General features: G+C 43.6%; 22 protein-coding genes. 5 read left to right on the top strand and 17 right to left on the bottom strand.

The window, feature by feature from the left end:
- The first annotated feature begins 92 nt into the window (after positions 1-92).
- Together K0I62_RS05515 and K0I62_RS05510 are read left to right on the top strand one after the other, a co-directional pair.
- Positions 93-356 carry a helix-turn-helix transcriptional regulator gene (locus tag K0I62_RS05515; protein ID WP_220070491.1) on the top strand — a complete coding sequence of 88 codons (264 nt, stop codon included), beginning with the start codon at positions 93-95 and terminating at the stop codon, positions 354-356.
- A 256-nt stretch (positions 357-612) separates the two neighbouring features.
- Positions 613-1,167, top strand: a complete 555-nt coding sequence (locus K0I62_RS05510) for a YagK/YfjJ domain-containing protein (RefSeq protein ID WP_220070490.1) — start codon at positions 613-615, stop codon at positions 1,165-1,167.
- A gap of 59 nt (positions 1,168-1,226) precedes the next feature.
- On the opposite strand, the gene K0I62_RS05505 is transcribed toward K0I62_RS05510, so the two are convergent.
- From K0I62_RS05505 to K0I62_RS05490, 4 genes are read right to left on the bottom strand one after another with little or no spacing between them, the layout of a single operon-like run.
- Positions 1,227-4,454 (bottom strand): type I restriction endonuclease subunit R, encoded by a 3,228-nt coding sequence (locus tag K0I62_RS05505; protein ID WP_220070489.1) that lies wholly within the window; start codon positions 4,452-4,454, stop codon positions 1,227-1,229.
- A gap of 16 nt (positions 4,455-4,470) precedes the next feature.
- A complete protein-coding gene (locus K0I62_RS05500; protein ID WP_220070488.1) occupies positions 4,471-5,400 on the bottom strand; it encodes a COG2958 family protein in 930 nt (309 codons plus the stop codon).
- The gene (locus tag K0I62_RS05495) at positions 5,400-6,614 is read right to left on the bottom strand and encodes a restriction endonuclease subunit S (RefSeq protein ID WP_220070487.1); all 1,215 of its coding nucleotides are present in this window, start codon (positions 6,612-6,614) and stop codon (positions 5,400-5,402) included. Before K0I62_RS05495 ends, K0I62_RS05500 begins: the two co-directional genes overlap by 1 nt.
- Entirely contained in the window at positions 6,604-8,307 is a 1,704-nt protein-coding gene (locus K0I62_RS05490; RefSeq protein ID WP_220070486.1) for a class I SAM-dependent DNA methyltransferase, read from the bottom strand. Before K0I62_RS05490 ends, K0I62_RS05495 begins: the two co-directional genes overlap by 11 nt.
- A gap of 492 nt (positions 8,308-8,799) precedes the next feature.
- On the opposite strand from K0I62_RS05490, the gene K0I62_RS05485 reads away from it, so the two are divergent.
- Positions 8,800-9,192, top strand: a complete 393-nt coding sequence (locus K0I62_RS05485) for a group I intron-associated PD-(D/E)XK endonuclease (protein WP_220070485.1) — start codon at positions 8,800-8,802, stop codon at positions 9,190-9,192.
- Between the two features lie 324 nt (positions 9,193-9,516).
- Here K0I62_RS05485 and K0I62_RS05480 read toward each other — a convergent pair whose 3' ends face one another.
- Genes K0I62_RS05480 through K0I62_RS05465 form a run of 4 tightly spaced genes read right to left on the bottom strand, consistent with a single transcriptional unit; the run spans position 9,517 to position 12,294 of the window.
- The gene (locus K0I62_RS05480) at positions 9,517-10,620 is read right to left on the bottom strand and encodes a 5-(carboxyamino)imidazole ribonucleotide synthase (RefSeq protein ID WP_220070484.1); all 1,104 of its coding nucleotides are present in this window, start codon (positions 10,618-10,620) and stop codon (positions 9,517-9,519) included.
- Positions 10,620-11,102: a 5-(carboxyamino)imidazole ribonucleotide mutase gene (purE, locus tag K0I62_RS05475; RefSeq protein WP_220070483.1), complete on the bottom strand. Its 483-nt coding sequence runs from the start codon at positions 11,100-11,102 to the stop codon at positions 10,620-10,622. The genes K0I62_RS05480 and purE (K0I62_RS05475) overlap by 1 nt, the downstream gene beginning before the upstream one ends.
- 9 nt (positions 11,103-11,111) lie before the next feature.
- Positions 11,112-12,044, bottom strand: a complete 933-nt coding sequence (locus tag K0I62_RS05470) for a sodium-dependent bicarbonate transport family permease (RefSeq protein WP_220070482.1) — start codon at positions 12,042-12,044, stop codon at positions 11,112-11,114.
- Between the two features lies 1 nt (position 12,045).
- The gene (locus K0I62_RS05465; protein WP_220070481.1) at positions 12,046-12,294 is read right to left on the bottom strand and encodes a hypothetical protein; all 249 of its coding nucleotides are present in this window, start codon (positions 12,292-12,294) and stop codon (positions 12,046-12,048) included.
- 143 nt (positions 12,295-12,437) lie between these two features.
- Between K0I62_RS05465 and K0I62_RS05460 the strand changes: the two genes are divergently transcribed.
- The gene (locus K0I62_RS05460; RefSeq protein WP_220070480.1) at positions 12,438-13,379 is read left to right on the top strand and encodes a LysR family transcriptional regulator; all 942 of its coding nucleotides are present in this window, start codon (positions 12,438-12,440) and stop codon (positions 13,377-13,379) included.
- A 69-nt stretch (positions 13,380-13,448) separates the two neighbouring features.
- On the opposite strand, the gene K0I62_RS05455 is transcribed toward K0I62_RS05460, so the two are convergent.
- The 4 genes from K0I62_RS05455 to hpf form a co-directional block, all read right to left on the bottom strand.
- The gene (locus K0I62_RS05455) at positions 13,449-13,844 is read right to left on the bottom strand and encodes a DoxX family protein (RefSeq protein ID WP_434086828.1); all 396 of its coding nucleotides are present in this window, start codon (positions 13,842-13,844) and stop codon (positions 13,449-13,451) included.
- A gap of 41 nt (positions 13,845-13,885) precedes the next feature.
- Entirely contained in the window at positions 13,886-14,308 is a 423-nt protein-coding gene (gene ohr / locus K0I62_RS05450) for an organic hydroperoxide reductase Ohr (RefSeq protein WP_220070478.1), read from the bottom strand.
- A 187-nt stretch (positions 14,309-14,495) separates the two neighbouring features.
- Positions 14,496-14,753, bottom strand: coding sequence for a TIGR02450 family Trp-rich protein (locus K0I62_RS05445; protein WP_258405089.1), 258 nt, complete (start codon positions 14,751-14,753; stop codon positions 14,496-14,498).
- A 289-nt stretch (positions 14,754-15,042) separates the two neighbouring features.
- The gene (hpf, locus tag K0I62_RS05440) at positions 15,043-15,399 is read right to left on the bottom strand and encodes a ribosome hibernation-promoting factor, HPF/YfiA family (protein ID WP_220070477.1); all 357 of its coding nucleotides are present in this window, start codon (positions 15,397-15,399) and stop codon (positions 15,043-15,045) included.
- A gap of 439 nt (positions 15,400-15,838) precedes the next feature.
- On the opposite strand from hpf, the gene K0I62_RS05435 reads away from it, so the two are divergent.
- Positions 15,839-16,345, top strand: a complete 507-nt coding sequence (locus tag K0I62_RS05435; protein ID WP_434086839.1) for an OsmC family protein — start codon at positions 15,839-15,841, stop codon at positions 16,343-16,345.
- 392 nt (positions 16,346-16,737) lie between these two features.
- Here the strand turns inward: K0I62_RS05435 and K0I62_RS05430 are convergent, their stop codons facing one another.
- The 5 genes from K0I62_RS05430 to K0I62_RS05410 all read right to left on the bottom strand — a co-directional run bounded on the left by K0I62_RS05430 (position 16,738) and on the right by K0I62_RS05410 (position 24,029).
- Entirely contained in the window at positions 16,738-20,040 is a 3,303-nt protein-coding gene (locus K0I62_RS05430) for a S41 family peptidase (RefSeq protein ID WP_220070475.1), read from the bottom strand.
- Positions 20,041-20,349: 309 nt separating this feature from the next.
- Positions 20,350-21,057 carry a hypothetical protein gene (locus K0I62_RS05425; protein WP_220070474.1) on the bottom strand — a complete coding sequence of 236 codons (708 nt, stop codon included), beginning with the start codon at positions 21,055-21,057 and terminating at the stop codon, positions 20,350-20,352.
- Positions 21,058-21,061: 4 nt separating this feature from the next.
- Positions 21,062-21,604 (bottom strand): sigma-70 family RNA polymerase sigma factor, encoded by a 543-nt coding sequence (locus K0I62_RS05420; protein WP_220071288.1) that lies wholly within the window; start codon positions 21,602-21,604, stop codon positions 21,062-21,064.
- A 656-nt stretch (positions 21,605-22,260) separates the two neighbouring features.
- A complete protein-coding gene (gene purE / locus K0I62_RS05415) occupies positions 22,261-22,770 on the bottom strand; it encodes a 5-(carboxyamino)imidazole ribonucleotide mutase (protein ID WP_220070473.1) in 510 nt (169 codons plus the stop codon).
- 641 nt (positions 22,771-23,411) lie between these two features.
- Positions 23,412-24,029: a transglycosylase SLT domain-containing protein gene (locus tag K0I62_RS05410; RefSeq protein WP_220070472.1), complete on the bottom strand. Its 618-nt coding sequence runs from the start codon at positions 24,027-24,029 to the stop codon at positions 23,412-23,414.
- Between the last annotated feature and the right edge of the window lie 127 nt (positions 24,030-24,156).

Genomic DNA, 24,156 nt, shown 5'->3' with positions numbered 1-24,156 from the left:
TTTTTTTCTGCGGTTTTATACCTGCTCAAAACTAACTTACTTGGCATGATGATTCCGAAGTAAATCAATAACGCTCATTAAGGAGTTTAATCATGTCTGAAGTCAAAAGAATTGTTCGCAAGAACGAAGCTAAGCTTATGCTAGGAATAAGCAAAAGCACGTTACACGAACGAATTAATGCAGGACTTATTCCGCCACCTTTCAGGTTATCAGGAAGAGCCGTTGGTTGGTTCGAAGATGAAATTCAACACATCCTCTTAGCTTTAGCTGCAGGTCAAACTGATAGCGAGCTTACACTGATAGTTAAAAAGTTAACCCTGCAACGTAAAGAAGTTTGGGCATCTTTAAGGCTATAACGCTATACATATTGCTAAAAGCAGTCAGCCAGAGTCTTTGACATGGATGTCATATTATCGCTATTCGGACACTAGCGGCTGTTCTCAAGCACTTCAATAGGTATTTAACCCCTCAGTTTGAAAAATCAAATAGCTAAAAGCCACACAGCAATGGGCTTCTAGCGATAGATGAACATCGGCCAACTTGGGGATATTAATAATATCTGCTTTAAACCTCATAACTCATTTAACGCAGTCATAATATGGAAACAGGTCAATGTTCATTACTTATGCTGATTATTATCACTATGCAGGCAATGATTGGAAAATTAATAACAAGCCCTCAGGTTGTGCTCTCAATATAATCAGCTCTCTTTTCAAACTCATATTTAATTATCAAGCTGACCATTACCGCATATTAGCTATTCGCTACGACTTACATCAACCAAGCTACGTTGATAACAACAAACGAATGACAGTATTTTTTAGAAGATTAAACAAACAGCTCAATGCAAAATATGCAGGGGTTGATATGAAATACGCATGGGTACGAGAACAAGCAGCAGCAGATTCCCCCCACTTTCACATCTTGTTATTACTCAACGGTCAGGTAGTTAATCATCCTCATAAGGTATCTCAAGTGTGTAAGCGGATTTGGAGCGATATGAGTGGAACCATTTATTACCCAAAAAATATGTACTACCTAGTAACTAGAAATGATCTCACAAGACTAGAACAGTTGCTGTTTAGAGTAAGTTATTTTGCTAAAGGAAAAGACAAGGATAAACGAGCAGCCCAAACCAAAAGCTTTGGTTGTTCACGTTCACTTTAAATCATAAATATCTTTGAATAATCAAGGAGCTTTCAAGGGGCTTTGTCTCGAATAAAAAATCATGCTGCATGCCATCTATCAGCCAATACTTCCGCTTGCTCCAAAACAAGCTTAATAGCGGCTTCTGCAGCATCAGGTGGATATTTCCAGCGACGAAGCAATCGACGCACAAGGTTGCGCATCCGTGCTCGTACACTATCGCGTTTTTGCCAGTCTACAGTAGCGGACTTACGCAGTTGGTGAGTGAGTTCAATAGCTAGTTGGCGTAGGTTATCGTCACCTAGGGTGCGGACAGAAGCTTCGTTGGTGACCAATGCACGGTAAAACGCTATTTCATCAGTAGATAGGTTGAGCTTATCCATCATCTCAGCGTCTACCTGCATCTCTTTAGCCCACTGGATCAGCTCTTCAATTACCTGCGCGGTTTCAATGTTGCGATTATGGTATTTCTGCAAAGTCGACATAATACGGTCGGAATATTTCTTCTCCTGTACCACATCGTTTTTCATTCTTGCTTTCACTTCGTCGCGCAGGAGTTTTTCTAGCAGTTCGACTGCTAAATTCTTCTCTTTCATATTGGCAACATCTTCCAAAAACTCAGGAGAGAGCAAGCCAATATTCGGTTTATCTAAACCAACCGTTTTAAAGATATCGTCCACACCATCTGCCACCACTGCATTATTTAAGATCTGGCGTAAGGCAGAATTGCGCTGTTCATCGCTGCGTTTTTTATCCACTGTTGAGTGCTTTAAAAATGCGGTTTTGATTGCGCTATAGAAGGCAATCTCATCGCGATAGCCATTCACTTCGTCCAACGTGCTGCACAGAGAGAAGGCTTTCATCAATGCTGCCATGACATCAAGAAAACGCCGTTTACCATCACGAGCTTCTTCACCTTTGCTGTTGCGGTGTGAGAGACCAGATATATGGTTCACGGCTCCCGGAAGCAATTGCAATGGTTTGGTTTCAAAATCCGGACGATAGTTGAACGTGTGGCCATCAACTGGCGTGGCAAACATACCGCGAACGATATCAACCTTTTCCATCAGCACAGAAAATGCCTCAGCAGTATCAACGGTTGGTTGCCCTTTACCTTGGCTATTGGTGTAGGTTTTGAGTGCGTTTTTAAGTTCATTGGCAATACCAATATAGTCGACAACTAAACCTCCGGGCTTATCCTTAAACACACGGTTCACACGCGCTATCGCCTGCATCAGGTTATGGCCTTTCATTGGCTTATCGATATACATAGTATGACAACAAGGCGCATCAAAACCTGTTAGCCACATATCACGGACAATGACTAATTGCAGTTCATCACTGGTGTCTTTATAACGTTTCTCGAAAAGCTTCTTGGTCTTCTTATCATGGATATGAGGCTGCATTTTGGCTTTGTCGGCGGCGCTGCCTGTCATGACAATTTTAATTGCACCCTTGTTTGGATCTTCGCTATGCCATTCGGGTTTGATAGCTACAATGGCATCGTATAAATCCACACAAATCTCGCGACTCATGGCAACAATCATTGCCTTGCCCGGAAAGGTTTCACAACGAGTGGTAAAGTGCTCAACCAGATCTTGCGCAACCTGCTGGATTCTTGGCTCCGCACCGACAAGCTTTTCTAGTGCAGACCACTGCGATTTTATTTTCTCGCGACTTTCAGTTTCTTCATCTTCGCCAATTTCTTCTTCAACCTGATCGTTAAGTGCTTCGATTTCATCTTGATTAATATCGAGCTTGGCTAAGCGAGATTCGTAATAAATCGGCACAGTTGCGCCATCATCGACCGCATCTTGAATATCGTAAATAGAGACATAATCACCAAACACACCGCGAGTATCTTTATCATCCATCGATATCGGTGTACCCGTGAAACCAATAAAGGCCGCATTTGGTAGCGCGTCACGCATATACTTTGAGTAGCCATAGACATAACGCTGATCAATCACATTGCCATCCTCGTCTTTGACATCAACAAGACGAGCTTTGTTGCCATACTGACTGCGGTGGGCCTCATCTGAAACAACTACTATATTCGAGCGCTCAGAAAGGATCGGATGTGCCATTTCTTCATCGAGCAACGCAAACTTTTGTACGGTTGTGAAGATAATGCCACCGGACTGACGATTAAGAAGTAAATCGCGTAATGAATCACGATCTTCAGCCTGTTGAGGGATTTGCTTCAATGTTTCTTGCGCCATGGTGAAGGTGTTAAATAGCTGGCCGTCTAAGTCATTACGGTCAGTCACCACCACTAAGGTTGGGTTATTCATCTCTGGTTGTTGCAGCAATTTACTCGCGTAGCAGACCATCGAAATGCTCTTTCCACTGCCTTGTGTATGCCAAACCACGCCAGCTTTTTTACTTCCGGGCACCACGGTATTGGCGTAATTTGCCTGTAGCTCAGTAACTTGGTCAGACGTAGTGGCAGCCGTGACGGTTGCCTTAACAGCAGCTCGGACGGCATGGAATTGGTGATATCCCGCGATTTTTTTGATGATCTTGTCGCCATCATTTTCGAACAATACGAAGTAGCGAATGTAATCGAGCAGCAATTCTGGTTTAAAGAAGCCACGCACCATGGTCTCTAATTGAAATTCGAGTAGTGGCTTATCGTCTTCACTCTCTATCGTCTTCCAAGGCAAGAAGCGCTCTTTGTTCGCGGTAAGCGAACCGACTCGCGCTGTCCAACCATCAGAAATGACCAACGCCTCGTTGAACACAAAGAGGTCTGCGATTTCTTCTTTGTAAGTTTGAATTTGATTGTAAGCATTCCAAATGTCGGCGTGATCATCGGCGGGGTTTTTCAGTTCGATGACCGCCATCGGCAATCCATTGATAAAAACAATCACATCTGGTCTACGATTGACTTTGGTGCCCGTAATGGTGAACTGATTGACCACTAAGAATTCGTTATTCTCGCGGTCATCAAAGTCAATTAATCGAACATGAGTATGCTTGGTTACCCATTGGTCGTGCTCCATTACCGAGTATTCAACAGGCACACCTTCGATTAAATATTGGTGAAAAGCTTTGTTGTTTTTGATCAGGATTGGCGTTAGCGGTGTGGCAACGGTTTTCGCCACTTCGGTTAAGGTTTCACTCGGTACATTAGGGTTCAACGTTTCCAATGCAGACACTAACCGCGCCTTTAGCGTGACTTGCTGATAGTTTTCACGCTCGGGTGTGTCACCATCCGGTGCGATGTCATAGCCATTTTGGTATTGGTAGCCTAGCTCTTTAAACCAATCGAGGCATTGTTGTTCTAGTTGGTCTTCAGTAATCATTAAGCCTTTATCCTTATTATTTATTCCATGCGCTCTTAATCAACCGTCCGGTTTGGTTATAAATGCCAACCTGCTCAATGTAATGGTGGAAATCCCTATTTTCAGAGACGATTCGGTTTGCAGATTGCCAATCCACGTTGACTCTCTCTTGAGCTGGAATGAGTATTTGGCTATCAAACAAAGATTCAGTATCCAGAATCAGCACGCCAATCCCGTGCAAGCTCGACAACATTTGCAGCTCACCTTCAACATCGCTATTTAAACCTGTAGCAACAAGGTAGCCGAAATTGGCCCAACTCGAATTCGATACGGCTTGGAAAAAATATTTTCGTACATTGCCTTTGGTAAGATGTTTCTTCACTTCAAAAGACCAAAGTCGAACCGAGCTGTGATTCCCACTGCGCACACAGCTTCTCACAATTTCATCCCAGCCTTGGTCGAGTGGTTCAAGAGCAACAATGTCTGGATGAAGCCAGTGATTGCCACCGTTTCCATGAGAATTTTTAGATTTTTTCTCATCAATGCGTTGGCAGTAAAGCCCGAGATCCTTGCTAAGATATTCAATTAACATTGGATAGAGGTCGTGCTCGCTGAAACTTTGAGATACTAGAGGAGTGTCGACTTCCGGCTCTTCCAGTTCTTCATGGCTGTCATCAACAGAAACTAAGTCGGGATTCTCGTCCCAATAGTAAATACGTGGACGTGGCTTATCGCGAGTCGCTACGTTAGCACACGCTTTTTGAGCGGCACGGGTTCGTTGACCACCGACTTCTGCCGCCAACTGGGCGATCAACTTTTCATCGGTATCATAACGAGGATTGGTTTGCTTTTCGGCTATTTCTTCTGGGTAACGAAGCACAAACTCTTTTGCTAAATCCCGAGCAGTAAACTTTTTGTCGGGGTTCGCTTTCAGCGTTTCAATAATCATTTCTACTCGGGTCGTCATTAGCTTACCTCAGCCATTTCCTCGGTTTGCCCTAACTCGATTTCGCCGGAAAGCAATTTAGGAAGAAGAGTATCGCGTAACTCTGAAAGAGACTTATTTTGTTCATTATTAGCGACCATTTTTTCAAATAGAGGAGTAACAATCTCTTCAAACTTCGCCAATACATCAGAGTCTGGATGACACACATTTGTTGAGTGTACAAAGTTACGATTTAGACTCGGTACTGCCGAACCAGAGTTTAAGGACTTTAGATCTAATGAACGAAGTAAGTGGTAAGCATAATATGGTCCACATGCTCTAAACTCTCGAACATAAAGCGTTGTATTTAGTGGCCAATACTTATCAAGAGAGAGATATACATTACCGATCACGCCACTTCGCCCAGTTATGATACCCGGAGGCTCCATTTTGAACTCATTGTGGGTACCATGATAACCGCCCGCAGCATAGACAGGATATTCCCCGTCTTGGCGTTTAGATTTTGGTAAGTCGAACCCCCTATGGAGTTCAAACAGCTTTGATAATTCGCCAACACCCCAACCTTCAGGGATCAACCCTAGCTCAGACTCAACTAGCTTTTCGGGGAATAGCGAGGCAGTAGCCGCATCCATGCCCTCCGGTTGTTCACCATTCATCTTGGCTTTTACTGGGTCGAAATCGACAAACCATGACTTGAAGATGGCTTGCGCCATTTGTTCTAGGGTTTGGTTGGTTTGTGCATTGTTAACGATTTTATCATCAAGACTCGCCCCAATGATGGCGATCTGGTTCTCGATTTCATCACCAAACCTTGGAATATCGAGATTATTGATCGCCTTTAGGCTCAACGTTTTCTGGGTAGAGCCGACTACAGAGAACTCTATTTGATCTTTTACAACCTTAGAGTTCAAAACGAGGTACAAGTAATCGGGATTTATGTTCTTTGGCTTGATAGCAGACGTATTTTGACCCAAACAGAAATTGATATCTTTTACTTGTGCGGTAATGCCATAACTACCAACACGAGTGATGATGATATCGTTAACTTCGGGATTGTAACGCTTAGAAAACTCATTAAAGACCTCATCAGAAACTTTAAAGGTATTTGAAAGGTTCAGCTCACCATACTTGACGTCTGTACAGCGAACCATTGGCTTACCGATGTCAGAATACTTTGGGGTTTTGTGCAACGAGTCAATGACATCGCAAATATCTCCCAGTTTTTCAAAGCTCATAACCCAACCCCGCTAGGTTCTTCTTGATCTCGGCTTCTAGCATTGCTGACTCAGCAAACTGTTCGCTCAACTTAGCGGTTAGCGTTGCCATCTTCTCACCGAATGGAACACCATCATCTAGCTCTTCAGCAGCGCCAACATAACGCCCCGGAGTGAGTACAAAGTCGTGTTTCTTAATGTCTTCCAAGGTTGCAGATTTGCAGAAGCCTGCTTGGTCTTCATAAGCCACGCCGTTAACTTCGTCGCCTGTTTTCCAAGCGTGGTACAGGTCAGCGACTTTCTGGATATCATCACGAGTGAAATCACGCAGAACGCGGTCTTTCATATATCCAAGGTTACGAGCATCAATAAATAGTACTTCGCCTTTACGATCACGCAGCTTACGTCCTGACTTATCGGTAAGAGCCTTTTTGTTTTTGGTTAAGAACCAGATACAAGCAGGGATCTGCGTGTTAGTAAACAGTTGTCCGGGAAGCGCGACCATACACTCCACCAAATCGTTCTCGACTAAGGCCGCACGAATTTCGCCTTCATTGTTGGTGGTTGAACTCATCGAACCATTGGCAAGTAACAACGCTTGAGAACCATCAGGTGCAAGGTGATAAAGCATATGCTGCATCCAAGCAAAGTTCGCATTACCTGAAGGAGGTGTGCCGTATACCCAGCGCGGATCGTTATCATCGACACCTGTATTCCACTCTTTCATATTGAAAGGCGGGTTCGCCATGATGAAATCAGCACGTAAATCTGGGTGTTGGTCATTGGTATAGGTACTGGCAGGCTCCTTACCGAAATCATAATCCAGACCACGGATCGCCATGTTCATCGCAGCTAGTTGCCATGTGGTATAGTTGTATTCCTGACCGTAAATCGAGATTCTTTGTTTTTGCGTCAGCGGGTCAATCTCTTTTTGGTTAGCGCGACGTTCAATAAATTTCTCAGATTGCACAAAGAAGCCACCACTACCCATTGCAGGGTCATACACACGGCCTTCAAACGGTTCAATCATCTCAACAATCAGCGAAACGATTGATGCAGGCGTGTAGAACTGACCGCCTTTCTTACCTTCAGCAAGCGCAAATTGGCCTAAGAAGTATTCGTAAATATGACCAAGAATATCTTTGCTGTTAAGCGACTTATGATTGAACGGGATGGTCGCGATTAGGTTAATCAGCTCATTAAGTTTTGACTGATCAATTTTTAGAGCGGCATAGTGCTTGTTGAGTACACCTTTTAGCTTCTGGTTGTCGCGCTCAATCCCCTCCAATGCATTATCAATCAGGTGACCAACAGACGTGATTTTCTTCGTCTTACCATCAATAACCAAATCGGCACCGCCAATAACCATCGGGCCATTGTCTTGCAGGAACTTCCAACGAGATTCTGTCGGCAACCAAAACACGTTTTTCTCTTTGTAGTAATCGCGCTGTTCCAGCTCAATCTCGATTTCTTGTTCAAGTTCTTCAGCCGTATAACCTTCAGGATCGAGGAAGTACTCGTGATCAGGGTTAGCAAAGTCTTGTTTTAGTTCCTCTTGGCGAAGCGTGAAGGCGTCAGACACGTATTTAACGAATATTAAGCCAAGCACCGCATGTTTGTATTGAGAGGCATCGAGTGACGCACGGAGTTTGTCTGCGGCTGTCCAGAGCTTGCTTTCCAGCTCTTTGAGGTATAGTTGTTCGTGTTGATTCATAATAAGTTGCTTAAACGAAAGAAATTACAAATCATCTTATCATCCAATTCCGAAATGTCTTTGATTTAAATTGCGGATATTAATGAAATAATCTCGACTTTATTCAAATATTAATTGCTTATCTTAACCCAAAGGATTTAAGGCGACCGTCTAAAGAACAAACGATAATGTATGAGCTTGGACTTGCGCATACTTGCGCGGAACTCATGCTAAGTAGAGTTGAATAGATTTTGAGTTAGAGTAGTTACAAGCAATTGACAAAGGGTTAAGCAATAACTAGGTTATATCTGAACGCGATTCACCAGTGTGATACTGAATTGGCATTTATGGAGAGTATGGGCTGAGCCCGAAATCCAAGCTTGGCCGCTTTGCCATGAACTACATTCCATAAGGAGTAGTTGTGAATCCTGATTGAAAGCATCCGTAACGGAGCTTTCGGCCATAGTCATGCAGCCAATAGCAGACAAATGGCATAAATTCAGGATCATAATTATGCCTATCAAACAAACTCAGGCTAAACCCGAAACCGCTAAGTTCTACAAAAGCCTCTCTTATGAAACGCTTGCAGCCTCATGGTTCCAAATGGATGGCTGGGAAGTGTTTTTACCCATGGCCGATCATGGCAGTAAGACTGATTTGGTTATCTCTGATGGAACACAATTTTATCGAATCCAGGTGAAGTCTCTCGATACCCATGAGGAAAACGTCATCGTCCAGTCTCAATGGGATGGGGCCGATATCGATTATGTGCTGTATTTTTCAAGATATGGTCAATGGGGTTACATCACTCACCCATTTACAGGTAAGGTTAAACTGAATCGAAAAGGTCATCTGCGCTTCCATCAGCATCCTAAAAATTTTAATGCGATGTTCGCACGTATATAGAACAATTCCGATGCAACTAAAACTTTAGGTACACCAATAGGTACACATTTTATTTCAATAACCACTAAAAAAGTTAAATATCAATAAAATAAAAAGCTAATTCAGGTGACGCCGCCCCAACAAAACCAAGGTTAGCAATAACCTTCAAAAGGCCGCTAAACCCCTACCAGACGGGTTTAGCGGCTTTTTTGTATCTAGATTTCTTCACCGAATGCTCTATCAGACTAATCGATCATACTGCTACAAGATCATTAGCCCGCATGTAACATGTTACCTAATCGCGACATGCAGACTAACTAGCCATTAACAGGTAATTGATTTCAATCAGTAAATATGGTTTTCTGCCAGATCCATCTGCTGGTCGAGCGAAACATGATCAGCAGCGGTAAAATTGATGTGACCTAATTTGCGGTTAGGCTTAGCTTCCTTGTTATACCAATGCAAACTTGAACTGGCACTTAGGCTTTTCAGCGGTGGCATTGCCACCCCAAGCAGGTTCAACATGCCTGTTTTACTGGTTAACGTCGTCGATCCAAGAGGTAAGCCAGCAACGGCGCGAATGTGATTTTCAAACTGGCACGTTGTAGCGCCCATTTGCGTCCAATGGCCACTGTTGTGAACCCGCGGCGCTAACTCATTAACCAGCAATTGCTCACCGACAACAAATAACTCCATCGCCAGCACACCAACATAGTTTTCAGCTTCTAACAAGCGGCGCATATGTTGCTGAGCAATCATCTCCATCTCTGGACTTATATCCTTAGCAGGTGCCACTGAGCGAATTAGAATGCCTTTGCGATGCACATTTTCAGTCAACGGATAGAAGCGAATTTCACCATCATGACCACGCGCACCAATGAGTGACACCTCTTTGTCGAAGGGGATCCATTGCTCTACTAAGTAATTACCAAAGTTATCGCCTAGGCTATCGGCACCCGCGAGGGTATTGAGAGTATCATGGTCTTTGACTACCCACTGATTTTTGCCATCATACCCTTCATCGAGCGACTTTATCACCATCGGCAGCCCAAGGGTTGCAGCGCTTTGAGCTAGGTCAACTTGATAGGTAAAAGGCGCACAAGGAATATCTAACTTGGCCAGTAACTGCTTCTCTTTGATACGGCTTTTACACTGGGCGATGCTGGCAGCACTGGGGCGAACGCTACAATAGGCTTCCAGTTGCTGCACTAACTCCAGATCTACTTGCTCTTTTTCCACCGTGATCACGTCCGGTTTACCAAGGGCTTGATAGAGCGCTTCAATGCTCTGCCCTCGCTGCCACGGTGCAATGATCCCTAAGCCTTCGACACAGCTAAGGTCGGTATTTGCGCCGCCATCGGCAACAAAACTAAATTTAAGTCCTAGCGGTAATCCGGCGAGAGCCATCATTCTGGCTAACTGACCGCAACCTATAATGCCAATACGCATTACTCAACCTCCACAGGGACGCTCGCTGTTTGACTCGCTCGCCAATCACAAAGACGCTGAGTCAGGTCTATGTCTTTAAGCGCTAGAATCTGCGCCGCCATCAAGCCTGCGTTAAACGCTCCAGCCTCACCAATAGCCTGAGTTGCTACCGCAACGCCTTTTGGCATCTGCACAATAGAAAGTAAACTATCCATGCCCTTTAATGCTTTACTTTGCACAGGTACCGCAATCACAGGTAGATGAGTCATAGCGGCCGTCATACCAGGTAAGTGCGCTGCTCCGCCTGCACCAGCAATAATCACCTCAACGCCCTCCTCTGCTGCACCATGGCTAAACTCAACTAAACGCTCAGGTGTGCGATGCGCCGACACAACTTGCGCGCTATAGGCAATCTCTAACGCATCCAACACTGTGGTAGCATTTTTCATGGTTAGCCAATCACTTTGCGAACCCATAATGATAGCGACTTTAGCTTGATTCATATTTGCCTCTTAATTTGTTAACCAATAAGTGAACAGTGCATAGGTAGGTATTCCTACTAACACATTGAACGGAAATGTAATTGCTAAGGAGTATGTAATAGATAAACTGTGATTTGCATTAGGGATAGCCACTCGCATTGCGGCAGGGACGGCAATATACGACGCACTTCCTCCGAGCACTGCCAGCAAGGTCGCGCCGCCACTCGACAGCCCCATCTGTATTCCTAACAAACAACCAAGCAGACCACCGATGAGCGGCATTGCGACGCCAAACGCCAACATGAAATTGCCCATCTGTTTAAGATCTTTGATACGACTCGCTGCGACCATGCCCATCTCTAGTAGGAAGAGCGCCAACACACCGCGGAACAAGTCGATAAACAGCGGTTTTACTGAGCCAATTTGATCGGCCCCCCAGTAGCCTATAAGCAAAGCACCAACCAGCAGTACCATACTTTGGTTACAAAAAACCTCATGGAGTAACACGCGCCACTTCACTTTATCGCCCGTTTTCTTGGCTAAGCCAATCCCCATGGCAATAGCGGGAACTTCGAGTAGCACCACAAATAGCGGAAAATAGGCTTCATAGGCGATATTCTGCGACTCTAAAAATGCAACAGCAACGGCATAGGTACCGATACTCACCGAGCCATAATGGGCAGCAATGGAGGCGCTGTCTTCACGATTGAGTTGACCGATGAAACGTAGGATAGGAAAAGCGATAAGTGGTATCACAAGCCCCAATAAGATAACGAAAGCTGACTGAGGTAATAATTTAGGGGCGCCATATTCAGCGAGCGCCACGCCACCTTTTAAGCCGATCGCAATTAATAAAAATAGCGTAAGACTTTGATACAGCGCTTTAGGAAACTGCATATTGGCTTTCACTAAGGTGGCGAAGGCCCCCAAAATGAAAAATGCGATAGTGATATCCATCTGCATTTTAGGCTTCCTTCACTTTCAGCTGTTTTGCCAATTTAGCGGTAGATTTCAAGGTTTGCTGAGTCTTATGCAGACTAGCGGCTAGAGATAAGCCTGCTAAAGAAAGAATACTCGCGCCAACCATCATTAAGCTCGCACCGCTATGCCCCTGATACATTGCCGTTGCCCCGATAAGCGTCACGACAAGGCCTGTGAATAGACTGAATAAAGATTGCTTATCTTGCAGTGCAACACGCATAAATCGTTTCATAATGCCCTCGTTAATTAAGCGGGTAAGCCAAGCCGTAAAACAATAGGGCGATTCTGTCAAAAAACATTCATATATAAAAATAGATATTTTTATGGTTATATATAGATAAAAATCTATACATAAATATCGGGAGGTGGCATTCGATGTCGCTAAGATTACAAGCACACCTTGGCACGCTCAGACAGATGGAAATTCTACTCGCCGTCTATGATAGTGGCAGTGTCGGCGGCGCAGCAGAGATACTCCATTTAACGCAACCAACTATCTCGATGCAGCTCAAAAAATTAGCCGATGTCATTGGCTTGCCCTTGTATAACATCGTTGGCAGAAAAGTGGTGTTCACCGAAGCAGGGCTGGAAGTGGTAAAAACAGCCACAGAGGTACTCGACAGTTTTTCTAAGCTTGAAATGGCACTGTCTGATATGGGGGAACTCAAGTCTGGAACCTTACGCCTTGCAGTAGTCACCACCTCAAAATACTTTATTCCTCACCTGCTTGGCCCTTTTTGCGAACGCTACCCTAATGTGGCAGTGCAACTCAATGTAGGCAATCGCCAGCAGATCATTGAGCGACTGAAACAAGGTATCGATGATTTCTATGTGTTTAGCCACCCACCTGGAGATATTAATACCGACAGTATAGAGTTTTTCAATAATCCACTGGTTGCCATTGCCAATGAAAACCACCCATTAGTCCAGCAAGATGGTGTGTCTTTAGCTGAGCTATGCAATGCACCGTTTCTGATGCGTGAAAATGGTTCTGGCACCCGTTTGGCGATTGAAAACTTCATCGAAAAGCAAGGTGTTAAACTAAATGTAAAAATGACTATAGAGAGCAATGAAGCGATTAAACACTCGGTGATGTCGGGCTTAGGAGTGAGTATTCTATCGGCACATACTTTAGCATTTGGGGGAAATACAGGATTGGCTCAACTGAAGGTAAAAGAGCTACCAATTAATTCTAACTGGTATTTTCTATGGCTAAAGTCAAAGCGTCCATCAGCGATCGCACAGGCATTTTTAACTCATGTGGAGAGCGATGGTCGTCAAATGTTGCTGGCAGAGCTGAGCAAACATAAATTATAAAAGCCCCTTATAGCACTTGCTAAAGGGGCTTGGTTAAGTGAGAAAATATCGCTATTGGTAGCTCAAAAGCTACTCGGTATCCGATTTGCTGCCACTATGTCCAGCTAACACCAGTAACCCAGCTAAAATACCTAGATTTTTGACAAAATTTTGCATTTCATGGGCGCCTTCAACGCCACTGAAGTTCCAAAAATCATGCAAGCTAAAGTTAATGACAAGAACGAGTGCGGCCAGCAACAATGACACGATATAAGTATATCGATTGAGGATCAGTGCGATAGCCGCTGCGATCTGAAATACTCCAGCAGCAGCTAACAACACAGGGATCATAATCATATTGTGCTTTTCCATTAAAGCGACATGCATATCCCAGCTTACAAACTTCATTACACCCGGTAACAAAAAGTATAAAGCAAGTAACACTCGTCCTATCGTTATAAACACTGGCGCGATGTTCTGATTCAAGCTCATTCTCCAAAATATGATCTTATGATTAACGAGTTAGCTTAGATAACTTGATTGTTTACAGTCAGGCTAACATCAATGTTATTACGTACAGCGTTTGAATATGGGCACACTTGATGCGCGCTCTTAACTAACTCGATCGCTTGTTCCTGAGGCAGCTCTAACGCCACACTTAATGCTACCGTTAATGCAAACCCGCCTTCTGCACGAACGCCAATCCCTACTGTCGCGGTTACTGGTGCAGTCGTTAACGCCACTTTTGCTTCTCTGGCTACATGCAAAATCGCATTTGAAAAACAGGCGCTATATCCAGCAGCAAAAAGCTGTTCAGGGTTAGTCGCTTCGCCACTGCCGCCCATCTCTTTAGGATAGCTCAGCATTACCGATAGCTTTCCATCATCTGTTGACACTTGGCCGTTACGTCCTGCACTCGCTGTCGCTGTTGTTTGATAAAGTGATTTCATAGCATTCTCCAACATAATAAAAATGAATAATAAAAGTTGCACACAACTTAATTACCCCTATTTATACCACAAAATATGAATTACACAACTAAATTGCGTGCAATTTAAATTATTGGCAACCGATTATGGTAATAGCTAAAACAGATTCAACCGATATTTCGGTCACGTAAATTAATGCCAGCACAGCTTATCGCCAGCCGATCCGCCAGATATTGCTGTCTCGTAAGCTTCGCCAATCGATTGAATATTGGTTACGATTGATCACCGCCTCAATAATGCAAAGGACTACATTATTCTGCTCATCAAATTCAACTTCGACTACAGTAAAATGCTTCTCTTTATTGATAGGAATAACTTTGCTCCACTTACTCTGAAGCAACTTTTTGGGGCTAAAGTTTTTTGAGCTAATAGTATTCATACCAATAGGTACGTTAGCAATTGCCATAGCGATCACATCATTGAAAACATGCTTATCTATAGCCTCATCATAAACGTTCTTGGCCCCATATCAGCAAATTCGCAATGTGATTTACTCAGTTGCACACCAAGGAGAAGATAAAAAATAAGTAAAAAAATTTGCGCATTAGCATTCATTAGGCTCATTCAGGCTGTTGAGCAAATATAAAAAATCCCCACCAGAATACTGGTAGGGATTATCTTTCATCTGCAAGCTCGTTCAAGTGCTCTTAAACGATCGGCATTAACCTTTTAAGCAGATTTTTTATCTAATCATACTATAACAGTTTCATCTCTTGGATGATCTCATGAGCGATTTCTGGAGTGGTACTCACAGGCTTCTCATGGAGATCGGCTTTTAAATGACCTTTTCTGTGCTTAAGCGCCGCATCAAGCTTCTTGGCTGCAGTCGCAATAGCCGGATACATAACATCACCAGTACCTGATGCAGAGATTCGGCTACCTTCGTAATTGGTTCTCAGCTCGACTTGATACTCCCCGTGCTCTTTTGAAATGATAATGTCGAGTGAAATTAGGGTTGGAAAATGTGTGGCGATCTTGGAAAACTTTTGATTCACGTGCTCTTTTATTGAATCAGTAATATCAACGTGGTGACCAGAAAGATTTATTTTCATAGGTTTTCCTTTTAAGAATTACTTCAATAATGAACTTGGGGCAGATAGAAGAAAAAACAAGAGACTAATACGCTTTTTTTTCATTTGACGCTTATTAAGCATGGGTCAAAACCAAGTAAATATCCATTCAGTGTTCTATTAATATGTACCCTTGATACACCTTAAAAGCAAGGGAGTTTGTTTAGATAATCCCAACAAACTCGCTGCGATGCCGATAATTCAGTCAAACTAAACAAAAATTAATCATAACTGGATTTATGCAACATCATAAAAAGGTTTGTAGCATCACTAACTACGCCCAATTTTCAATCACAAGGTGAGTTATTATTCACTCACGAGTTGGTAAACTAGCATAAAGAACCGAACATGAGGCGCTAGAATGCCATCACTTTTTACTCATTCCTCTAACCCACAACACGTTACCACACAGTCTAATCCAATAGCGCATCGCGAAAATCGGGGGGATTTACATCAATCATTCTCTCTTAAATTAGCGTGGATTAGGAACGCTGAAGAAGCACAGAGTCAAGATCACATCATCGAATTTGGCAGTGGCCAAATCATTAAAGCTTCAGCCGCGCCACAATATATGGGATCGCAAGATAAAATAAATCCAGAGGAGAGTTTGTTAGCCGCTATCAGCGCCTGCCATATGCTAAGTTTTCTCACCGTAGCGAGAAAAATGCGTCTTGAAGTCATTAGCTACAGCGATAACACCACGGCAAAGCTTGGTAAAAACAGGGATAACCGTATCGCTATTACTCACATTACGATGGCACCACAAGTCTCATTTAAGTCATGTGACACCGTAAGCGAAGCGCGTTTGGCGAAGATGCATCATATCGCACACAATAACTGTTTTATCGCTAATTCGTTATCTAGCGACGTACAAATAGATATGCACAACTCATCTGCGACAATCCCGACTGATAACAAGCTGATCTGATGTCGAACTAAGCATCTGTTTGCTATGTTCAATAACCACTAGCTATAGATAATAAATAGATTGTTAGCTAATACCAATCAGTATAAAGAGGTGATCGCTCAGCGACGATTTAGCACTAAAGGTTAGCGCTGATGAGGCAAGGTATTTAATTGCTCCTCGGTGCTAGCATCCTCGGTAACCGGGCCATGTATTACTCTACCTCCTAATATCCATAGAGTCGTGCATTAAAGACATTCACCTTGACCAAAGCAGATTCGATAAATCATCTCATCATCCTGATTAGGGATATATAGATTCGAGTGATAAACAGCAATTAAAACGGAGACTATCAACCTGGGAACTGCTTGGTCGATAGTCTCCTAAAAAGAGATTACACAGCAAAGTATAAAACGCTATTTAATATCTTGCGCCATCCCAGAAACAGGCATAGGTTCAGCCTGCAGTGGATTTATCGGCTGCTCAACTAACTCTTGTTTCAAGTAGCTAATCGCCTTTTGTAACTGTGCATCGTTACCCTTGAATGTGGCTAGTGGTAAGTTGTCCACCTCAATATCAGGGCTAATACCCCGACCTTCCACTATCCATCGGCCATCCATTGCATACTGCGGATACTCAGCAACACGCGCCATACCTTTATCTGTCAACGAATTACGGCCAGACAACCACACGCCAGCACCCGCGGTCTGTTTGCCAATTAATGGCGCAATCCCAAGAGCCTTAATCCCCGCAGAGAAAGTTTCACCATCAGAATAGGTCAGCTGATCGGTCAACACGACAATGTGACCACGGAACGTTTGCTGCATATTCGTGTTAGGCGTACCTTGAGTTGGCTTCCAGAACATCCAAGTGCGGCGCAATAGTTTTTCGATGATCCAACTATCGATATTCCCACCGCGATTTCGGCGCACATCGATAATCAACCCCTTCTTATCGATGTTGGCATAAAACTCACGAGCAAAACTTGCGATGTCGCCAGAGCCCATGGCATAGAGATGCAGATAGCCAATATCGCCCTTGCTATCTTCGCTAACTTCTTGGGCGTTATGATTAACCCAATCTAAATAACGTAACTTAGCATTAGTGCTATTTGATATTGGTACGACGATGGTTTTTATCGTTTGCTGTTTACGTTTTAATGTCAGCAGCACCTGCTTCTGAGTTTGATTACGTAAGTAATGCGCAACATCTGCGACCGAGTTAACCGGCTTGCCATTTATCGCGACAATAATATCACCAACAACAGCATCGACATCGACTCGGCCAAGCGGAGAAGCATGACTGGGTAACTCGGCATCATTTTGATAAATATGAGCAATACGAACCCCCTGCTTGGTCTGCTCTAATCGCCCTCCCAGATTAGCCCCTTTGGGCGTGTCATTGTCGACGGGAAAATCGCCACCACGCACCTGAGAATGAAGCGAATCGAGCTCACCCATCATCTGTTTGAAAATGTCATTTAGCTCGTGACGATCCGTTAATCGCGCTAACAACGGCTGATACTTAGCTTTAGTTGCGTTCCAATCCAATCCACGCATATTTTTATCGAAGAAAGAATCTCGGTGCATCAACCAAGCATCTTCAAACATCTGCTGCCACTCTTGCTGTGGTGAAATCGCCAACTGCCATTGTTCTGTTTGCACTCGCGCCTGGCTCACATCTTTGGGCAGCGACTCTCCAGCATCAACAATCAACATCTCCTGTCCATTGTTACTGGCTCTGCGGATAAACAGTTTACTGTCATCGGCTGAGAGTCCATAGGCTTGAACATCATCGGCAAACGTGTCGATTTTAGGATTTAGTGAATCAAATTTAATCCATTTTAGCGACGGGTTAATGCCAGCAGTTGCCGAATGAGACAATAAGTAAAGTCCTTTTGATGTCACTTGCAGATCGCTGTAATTACCCGATGCTATCGGCACTTGCCATAGGCGCTGATTGAGACCATCCCAGTCAACAGTCACCTCTTTTGTATCATCACTCTTGTCATCATCCCCTTGATCACTCTTACGGGTTAATTCTGTCGGTTTACTAAAAGGAAATTCAGCCGATTGCGTCAGTGCTAACGCAAATACTTGTCCGCGATTATCAAATACGGGCCCAAGATTGCGATCTCCCCAAGGAGAAGTCGGTGTGGCGTTAAATGAGCGGTTAGAGATAAAGTAAAGCCATTTGCCGTCATCACTAAATGTTGGCGAAAATGACTCATATTTATCGCTAGTTAAACTTTGCGCTTTGCCAGCAGCTAATGAGTATAAAACCACTTGAGGACGTAATTTACCCTGCTCATCTTTAGTTACCGCAATCAATTGACTGTCATTAGACCAAACCACGTCGCTATATGGCCCTAGACCTTGGCCATTTGTGATGATCTTACTATTGTTGCCCTTTTTTAGGTCAAGTAACCACAAGTTACCCTCATAATCATCATGGGCGATATAGCGGCCATTAGGCGACAAATGCAGCCCCATACGTAAGCTATTACCATCTTTTGTTAATTGCTTAGCTTGATTGCTGCCATCAGCAGCATAACGCCAGATCTCTTGTTCACCAGACGCATCACTGATCCCATATACCCACTGACTATCGGGGCTCATGACCGCATTACGGACTCGATTGTCACCAGACAATGCCAGTTCAACTAGCCGCGAACCATCACTTCCAGCAATCGCAACATGGCTGCGAGCGGTAATCACCACCTTGTCACCAGATGGTGAAAACTGCGTATCAGTGGCATATTTCATTGGTTGGTTAACCCAATGTTCACGACGCTCAGCAAAATCAGACGTCAAATGAATATCGAGCGTTTGTGTCTCGTTAGATGCGATATCGTACAACTTAATATCGGCACCTTGTTGGAATACGATGCGACCAGCATCGATTCGCGCGCCACGAACCTGCCACTCGGTGAACTGAGTATGCTGACGTAGGTCATGACCATTAGTATCCATCGACCAGATATTGTCGTTACCGCTTGCATCACTAACAAAGTACAGGCGTTTTTTCGACAGCATAGGTTGACGAACGGAACCTTGATGGTTAGCCGTTAGCTCAATAGCTTCTTCATCGCTGCCTAATTTATAGCGCCACAGTTCGCCTTTTGCGCCACCACGGTAAACTTTTGCGTTATCGCCCGTGGTTTGCAATCCAAACCGAGTAAAAAATAGATTTTCACCGGCATCATCGATCACCCCTTCAATTGCATCGGCTAAAGGTAAATCTGTGGTAGTTAAACTCGCCGGGTCGATACTGCGTAATACCCAATAATTGGCAGGACCAAATGCATTGTCGGTGGCATAAAGAATTTGCCCATCAGCGGTCCAGCCTTGAACTCGCACACGACTATTTTCAAAGCTTACACGCTTAGCGACGCCGCCTTGAATTGGGATGACGTAAACTTCACTCGCACCGTCATAATCAGCTACATAAGCTACATATTTACCATCTTTAGAGATAACAGCACCGAGCTCTTCAGCAGGTAAACTGGTTAAGCGACGGGCATAAGGATCATTCAGTGCTTGAGTCCACAAGTCGCCTTCGGCGGTAAAAACGAGGGTGTTGTCTTGAATCGCTGGAGCGCGGTAATAACCTTGGTTATTGATTTCTTGGGGAACGATGCTTGGGTCGGCAAGAGCTGAAGCTATATTTAAAGTGCCTAGTGCGAAAGCACAGCTGGCAAACAAGTGGCTAAGTTTCATATTTGGCTCAATGAGTTGCAATAAATTATTCTTATTAAAGGCAACAAGGTAGCAAACTTTTTATAAATCTACAGTAATTTATCGCCAAAGAAGTATTAGCAAATGTGTACAAGGATAACGGGGAAAAATTGGCACTAACGACGGGAGAAATGAACAATAGTATAAAAGAGACCCAAAAGTTTTGATGATGAAATACAAAAATAACTTCATCATCAAAAATGTATGAAATCCATCAGTTTGAAACTCGCCATCCTCAACAATGAAGACTGCAACTCTCTAACTGCTAAGTCATCCGCTTAACACCGCGCGCTACTTTGGTTGAATATGTAATTCAACACTCTCGGTTAACGTCTTCCATTGTTGATGTTGTGGATGGTCAACTTGAGATAATTGTGGCCGCTCTTTGTCTATACGGGCAAGTAAAATTGCGGCTTGCTGCCACTGCTGAGTATCAACTAATTGAGCTAGATGATTAATGGCTTGTTGATCAGATATTACCGCCTTAATCTGAGATCTAGCTTGGCTCATCGAAGTCGTATTTTCAGTAACCACATCATCAGCCAAGTGCTGACGCACCAACGATTGCGAGTCGCGCTTTAGCGTTGCACTATTTTCTGATTTCACACCGCTAGATAGATTATCTTCCGAGCGAAATTGAGCCCTCTCAGCAGGCTTCATTTCTAAGGCTTGTGGCTTGACTTCCGGTGCCATCATTTTTGAACTTATTTGCGGTAGTGGCTGGCCACCATCCATAATCACCACATCAGTATTATTAGGATTGAGTAATAACAAGCTCACCACCAACATCACCGAAGCCGCAGAGGAGATAGACCAACGATACTGACGCCAAAAGTCAGCCTTGGGCTTGATAACTTTGGGGCTTTTTGGCTCAATCGCGCATTTAGCCCTGTTTAATATCTGCTCATCAAGCGCCTTGCTGGGCTGCTCTGTCGCTTGAATTTGATAGAGTCGCTTAAGCTCCTCATCAAATAACGGTTCGTGAGTGTTGTCTTTCATACTGCTACTCCTGCCATTTACTATTTACACACTCTTTAAGAGCGCGATTAGCATAGCGGATACGACTTTTAGTCGCTTCTAAACCCACGTCAGCTATCTCACTGATCGCGCCCGCGGTAAATCCCATTTCCACACTGAGTAAAAAGGCTTCCTTCTGAACATGGGGCAACAAAGCAATACACTGTTTTAATATCTTCGCCTTAATATCATCCAAGGCGAGCCGATCAGGTGAATCTTGATCGCTTGGTAATATGCTCTGTGCATCAACATTCTCACCATAGTCATCCGTAAAGGATTCTACAGGTTTTAACGCTCTGACATGGTCAATGAGCAAGTTATGGGCAATTCGATATAACCAGGTGGTGAATTTTGCACTACTTTGGTAACCCGCGGCCGCTTTGATCACCCTGCCCCAAGTTTCTTGGTATAGATCTTCGGCCAATTGTTGATCACCAATTTGCCTTAAAAAATAGCGATACAAAGCACCTTTATGTTTAAGGTAAAGTTGTTCAAAAGCACGATGATCACCTTGCCGGTATTGATGCATCAAACTTTGGTCGACATCCTCAACCAATTCATTTGCCGATAAGTTGCTCACGGCTTGCTCCCTAATCCCTCATTAAGAGGTAACGGCGTATTAATGATGATCCAAAGTCTGCACGGAGAAACTAAGTTTGTCTATGCTTGATAGATAAGTCCATAAATTCAATGATATGAATTAATGCCATTACATATAAAATATGAACGATCACTTTTTAATACCAATTAGGATAAGCGACAGATACGCATCTTTAAGTACTAACGGAAAAACAACTGAAAAGGGTTAAAAGATATCAGTAAAGAATGCAGCTTTGACAAGACAACGTAAATATCCCTATCGACTCTGCTAAATTATGCCTGATTTAGCAGTTTACAAAGCATTTCGAGTAAAGCTCAAGGTAACACTGAATCTAAAATGGACATGTTTAAATGAGCTTATAAGCCGTGTATCGCAGAGATACGATAGCGAGCCTCCATGGACCCAATCCTTTGAAAACAAGTCAGTGTACTCATAAGCCATTAAACATAGCCTACAGCATAACTTCCATTCATTTTATTTCGGGCAAAGTCTCATCGCTCACAACCACCAACTGAAGTAGATGGTTATAGGCAAAAAAACGCCACCAAGTGTTAACTTAGCGGCGTTTCAAATCAGGTGAGCAATTATAAACTAGCTAATTTCTCTTGAAGTTTTGCATCTTTAGCTTGAACTGCTTCTGCCGATTTAGCACGTTCTTCCTTAACTGCAGCCGCTAGCGCATCATCGCCTACAGCTAGCATTTGCGCCGCTAAATAACCCGCATTCTTAGCACCAGCACTACCAATAGCCACTGTCGCAACTGGCACGCCGCCAGGCATCATCACCGTTGACAATAGTGCATCATGACCTTGCAGCGGACCACAATCAACTGGCACACCAATGACAGGACGAGTTGTAATACCAGCAACGGCGCCCGCTAGGTGAGCGGCTAGACCCGCTGCACAAATGAACACTTTACAGCCGCGAGCTTCAGCGTCAGTAACATACGCATGAGTCGCCGCAGGTGTACGATGTGCTGAAGTGACTTTAGCTTCAAATTGGATACCGAAGGTTTTGAGTACATCCAGGGTGGCTTGCATCGTTGGTAAATCAGAATCAGATCCCATTAATACTGCAACAAATGGCTTAGTCATCTTTTATCCTTTTTGTAGGGTATGGCTATTATTTTGCGCGCATTATAGTCATTTTATCGGTCTTAGAACAGTGCTCAGATATCGATAACTTAACCACCAACAACTAAAGCATATAAAACATAATGTTATGACGCTGAATTGTGTTTTCATTCGTTCGCATAAGCAAACAGGTCAAGCCCAAATCACCTATCACGAGCAGATCTAGTAACCCGATTAGCATGATATATTCGCCCTAATATCAATATTCAAATTTTAGACTGATTTATCGCAATCACAGCTTAAGTTGACCAAGGCATTTTACGAAATAGTAGAAACTAAAAAAGGCTGTAATATCTTTACAGCCTTTAATACCAATTAGTATAAAGATGTGATCGCTCAGCGAGAATTTAGCGCTTATGAGGCAAGGCAACGAGTGAAGAGCATAGTTGTTCTACGGTCAAACTCGTTAACACAGCATCGAAAGCGCTAAAACTCGCCTGTTAGGCGTGTTTTTGGCTTCCTACTTCTGCGTTGAACGGCCTCACAAGGGAGTGACCATTCCACCGTCCATTCGCCTTGAATTAGTTGCCAAAAAACACGCTGAGTAGATCACTTTCTTATACTGATTGGTATAATTAGCCGAACACCATCATCAAATAGCGTTATCCAAAAAATAATCGCCATAACCAAGACGAATCGAGATCCTCCTGACAGGTACGATATTGGGCAGCATAGCGCTTAGCGCGGCTATCGACTTTATCTGCCACTTTTATCAACCACTGCTTTTGGCGATAGGTTTTTCGTTTATATCCACCCCACCCTTCATGATAGTTAAGATATTGATTACGAGCATCCCATTTAGAGACACCATTAATTTTATGGGTTTTATATACAAACCATCCCATAAAATCCATTGCATCATCAAAATCACTTCGGCTCGACCATGAGTTGCCGGTTTCTCTCACGTAATCATCCCAAGTCATGGTTTTAGCTTGAGCATAGCCATAGGCATCGCTAGCTCGACCAATCGGGATAAAGCCTAAAAAATATTCCATCGGCGGCGCGGCGTTATGTTTAAAGGAGCTTTCTTGATACATCATCGCTAACGGAACGTGTACTGGAACGCCCCATTTTTCTCTTGTATTAACCGCAGCCTTGTACCAATCTCGGTTTTCCTGATAGATAGCACAGAGATTTTCAGGATCTTTTGGAGGCGAAGTTGCGCACCCACTAACCATGATGGTCAGCATAGCAAACAACAGTGTGACAAGATGTTTCATATTGAGTTATACCGAAAAATTAACCGAATCAAAGCGCTAGTGTCACATCGAAATCTAGGATAATCAATAAAATTAGCCAAAGGATTTGATCATAAAACATGCATGCCGACTTGTTTATTTAGCTAAA

It is taken from the genome of Shewanella psychrotolerans (assembly GCF_019457595.1).
In the GTDB taxonomy this organism is placed as follows: Bacteria; Pseudomonadota; Gammaproteobacteria; order Enterobacterales; family Shewanellaceae; genus Shewanella; species Shewanella psychrotolerans.
This window is presented reverse-complemented; position numbering and strand designations above follow the sequence as displayed.

Excerpts from the sequence above, each read along its gene's own strand:
- K0I62_RS05500 (WP_220070488.1), bottom strand. The coding sequence starts at position 5,400 with ATGACGACCCGAGTAGAAATGATTATTGAAACGCTGAAAGCGAACCCC.
- K0I62_RS05430 (WP_220070475.1), bottom strand. The coding sequence starts at position 20,040 with ATGAAACTTAGCCACTTGTTTGCCAGCTGTGCTTTCGCACTAGGCACT.
- K0I62_RS05420 (WP_220071288.1), bottom strand. The coding sequence starts at position 21,604 with ATGCATCAATACCGGCAAGGTGATCATCGTGCTTTTGAACAACTTTAC.
- K0I62_RS05470 (WP_220070482.1), bottom strand. The coding sequence starts at position 12,044 with ATGCAGATGGATATCACTATCGCATTTTTCATTTTGGGGGCCTTCGCC.
- K0I62_RS05460 (WP_220070480.1), top strand. The coding sequence starts at position 12,438 with ATGTCGCTAAGATTACAAGCACACCTTGGCACGCTCAGACAGATGGAA.
- hpf (WP_220070477.1), bottom strand. The coding sequence starts at position 15,399 with ATGAAAATAAATCTTTCTGGTCACCACGTTGATATTACTGATTCAATA.
- K0I62_RS05485 (WP_220070485.1), top strand. The coding sequence starts at position 8,800 with ATGCCTATCAAACAAACTCAGGCTAAACCCGAAACCGCTAAGTTCTAC.
- K0I62_RS05445 (WP_258405089.1), bottom strand. The coding sequence starts at position 14,753 with ATGGCAATTGCTAACGTACCTATTGGTATGAATACTATTAGCTCAAAA.
- K0I62_RS05410 (WP_220070472.1), bottom strand. The coding sequence starts at position 24,029 with ATGAAACATCTTGTCACACTGTTGTTTGCTATGCTGACCATCATGGTT.
- purE (WP_220070483.1), bottom strand. The coding sequence starts at position 11,102 with ATGAATCAAGCTAAAGTCGCTATCATTATGGGTTCGCAAAGTGATTGG.
- K0I62_RS05425 (WP_220070474.1), bottom strand. The coding sequence starts at position 21,057 with ATGAAAGACAACACTCACGAACCGTTATTTGATGAGGAGCTTAAGCGA.
- K0I62_RS05495 (WP_220070487.1), bottom strand. The coding sequence starts at position 6,614 with ATGAGCTTTGAAAAACTGGGAGATATTTGCGATGTCATTGACTCGTTG.
- K0I62_RS05505 (WP_220070489.1), bottom strand. The coding sequence starts at position 4,454 with ATGATTACTGAAGACCAACTAGAACAACAATGCCTCGATTGGTTTAAA.
- ohr (WP_220070478.1), bottom strand. The coding sequence starts at position 14,308 with ATGAAATCACTTTATCAAACAACAGCGACAGCGAGTGCAGGACGTAAC.
- purE (WP_220070473.1), bottom strand. The coding sequence starts at position 22,770 with ATGACTAAGCCATTTGTTGCAGTATTAATGGGATCTGATTCTGATTTA.
- K0I62_RS05480 (WP_220070484.1), bottom strand. The coding sequence starts at position 10,620 with ATGCGTATTGGCATTATAGGTTGCGGTCAGTTAGCCAGAATGATGGCT.
- K0I62_RS05490 (WP_220070486.1), bottom strand. The coding sequence starts at position 8,307 with ATGAATCAACACGAACAACTATACCTCAAAGAGCTGGAAAGCAAGCTC.
- K0I62_RS05515 (WP_220070491.1), top strand. The coding sequence starts at position 93 with ATGTCTGAAGTCAAAAGAATTGTTCGCAAGAACGAAGCTAAGCTTATG.
- K0I62_RS05510 (WP_220070490.1), top strand. The coding sequence starts at position 613 with ATGTTCATTACTTATGCTGATTATTATCACTATGCAGGCAATGATTGG.
- K0I62_RS05465 (WP_220070481.1), bottom strand. The coding sequence starts at position 12,294 with ATGAAACGATTTATGCGTGTTGCACTGCAAGATAAGCAATCTTTATTC.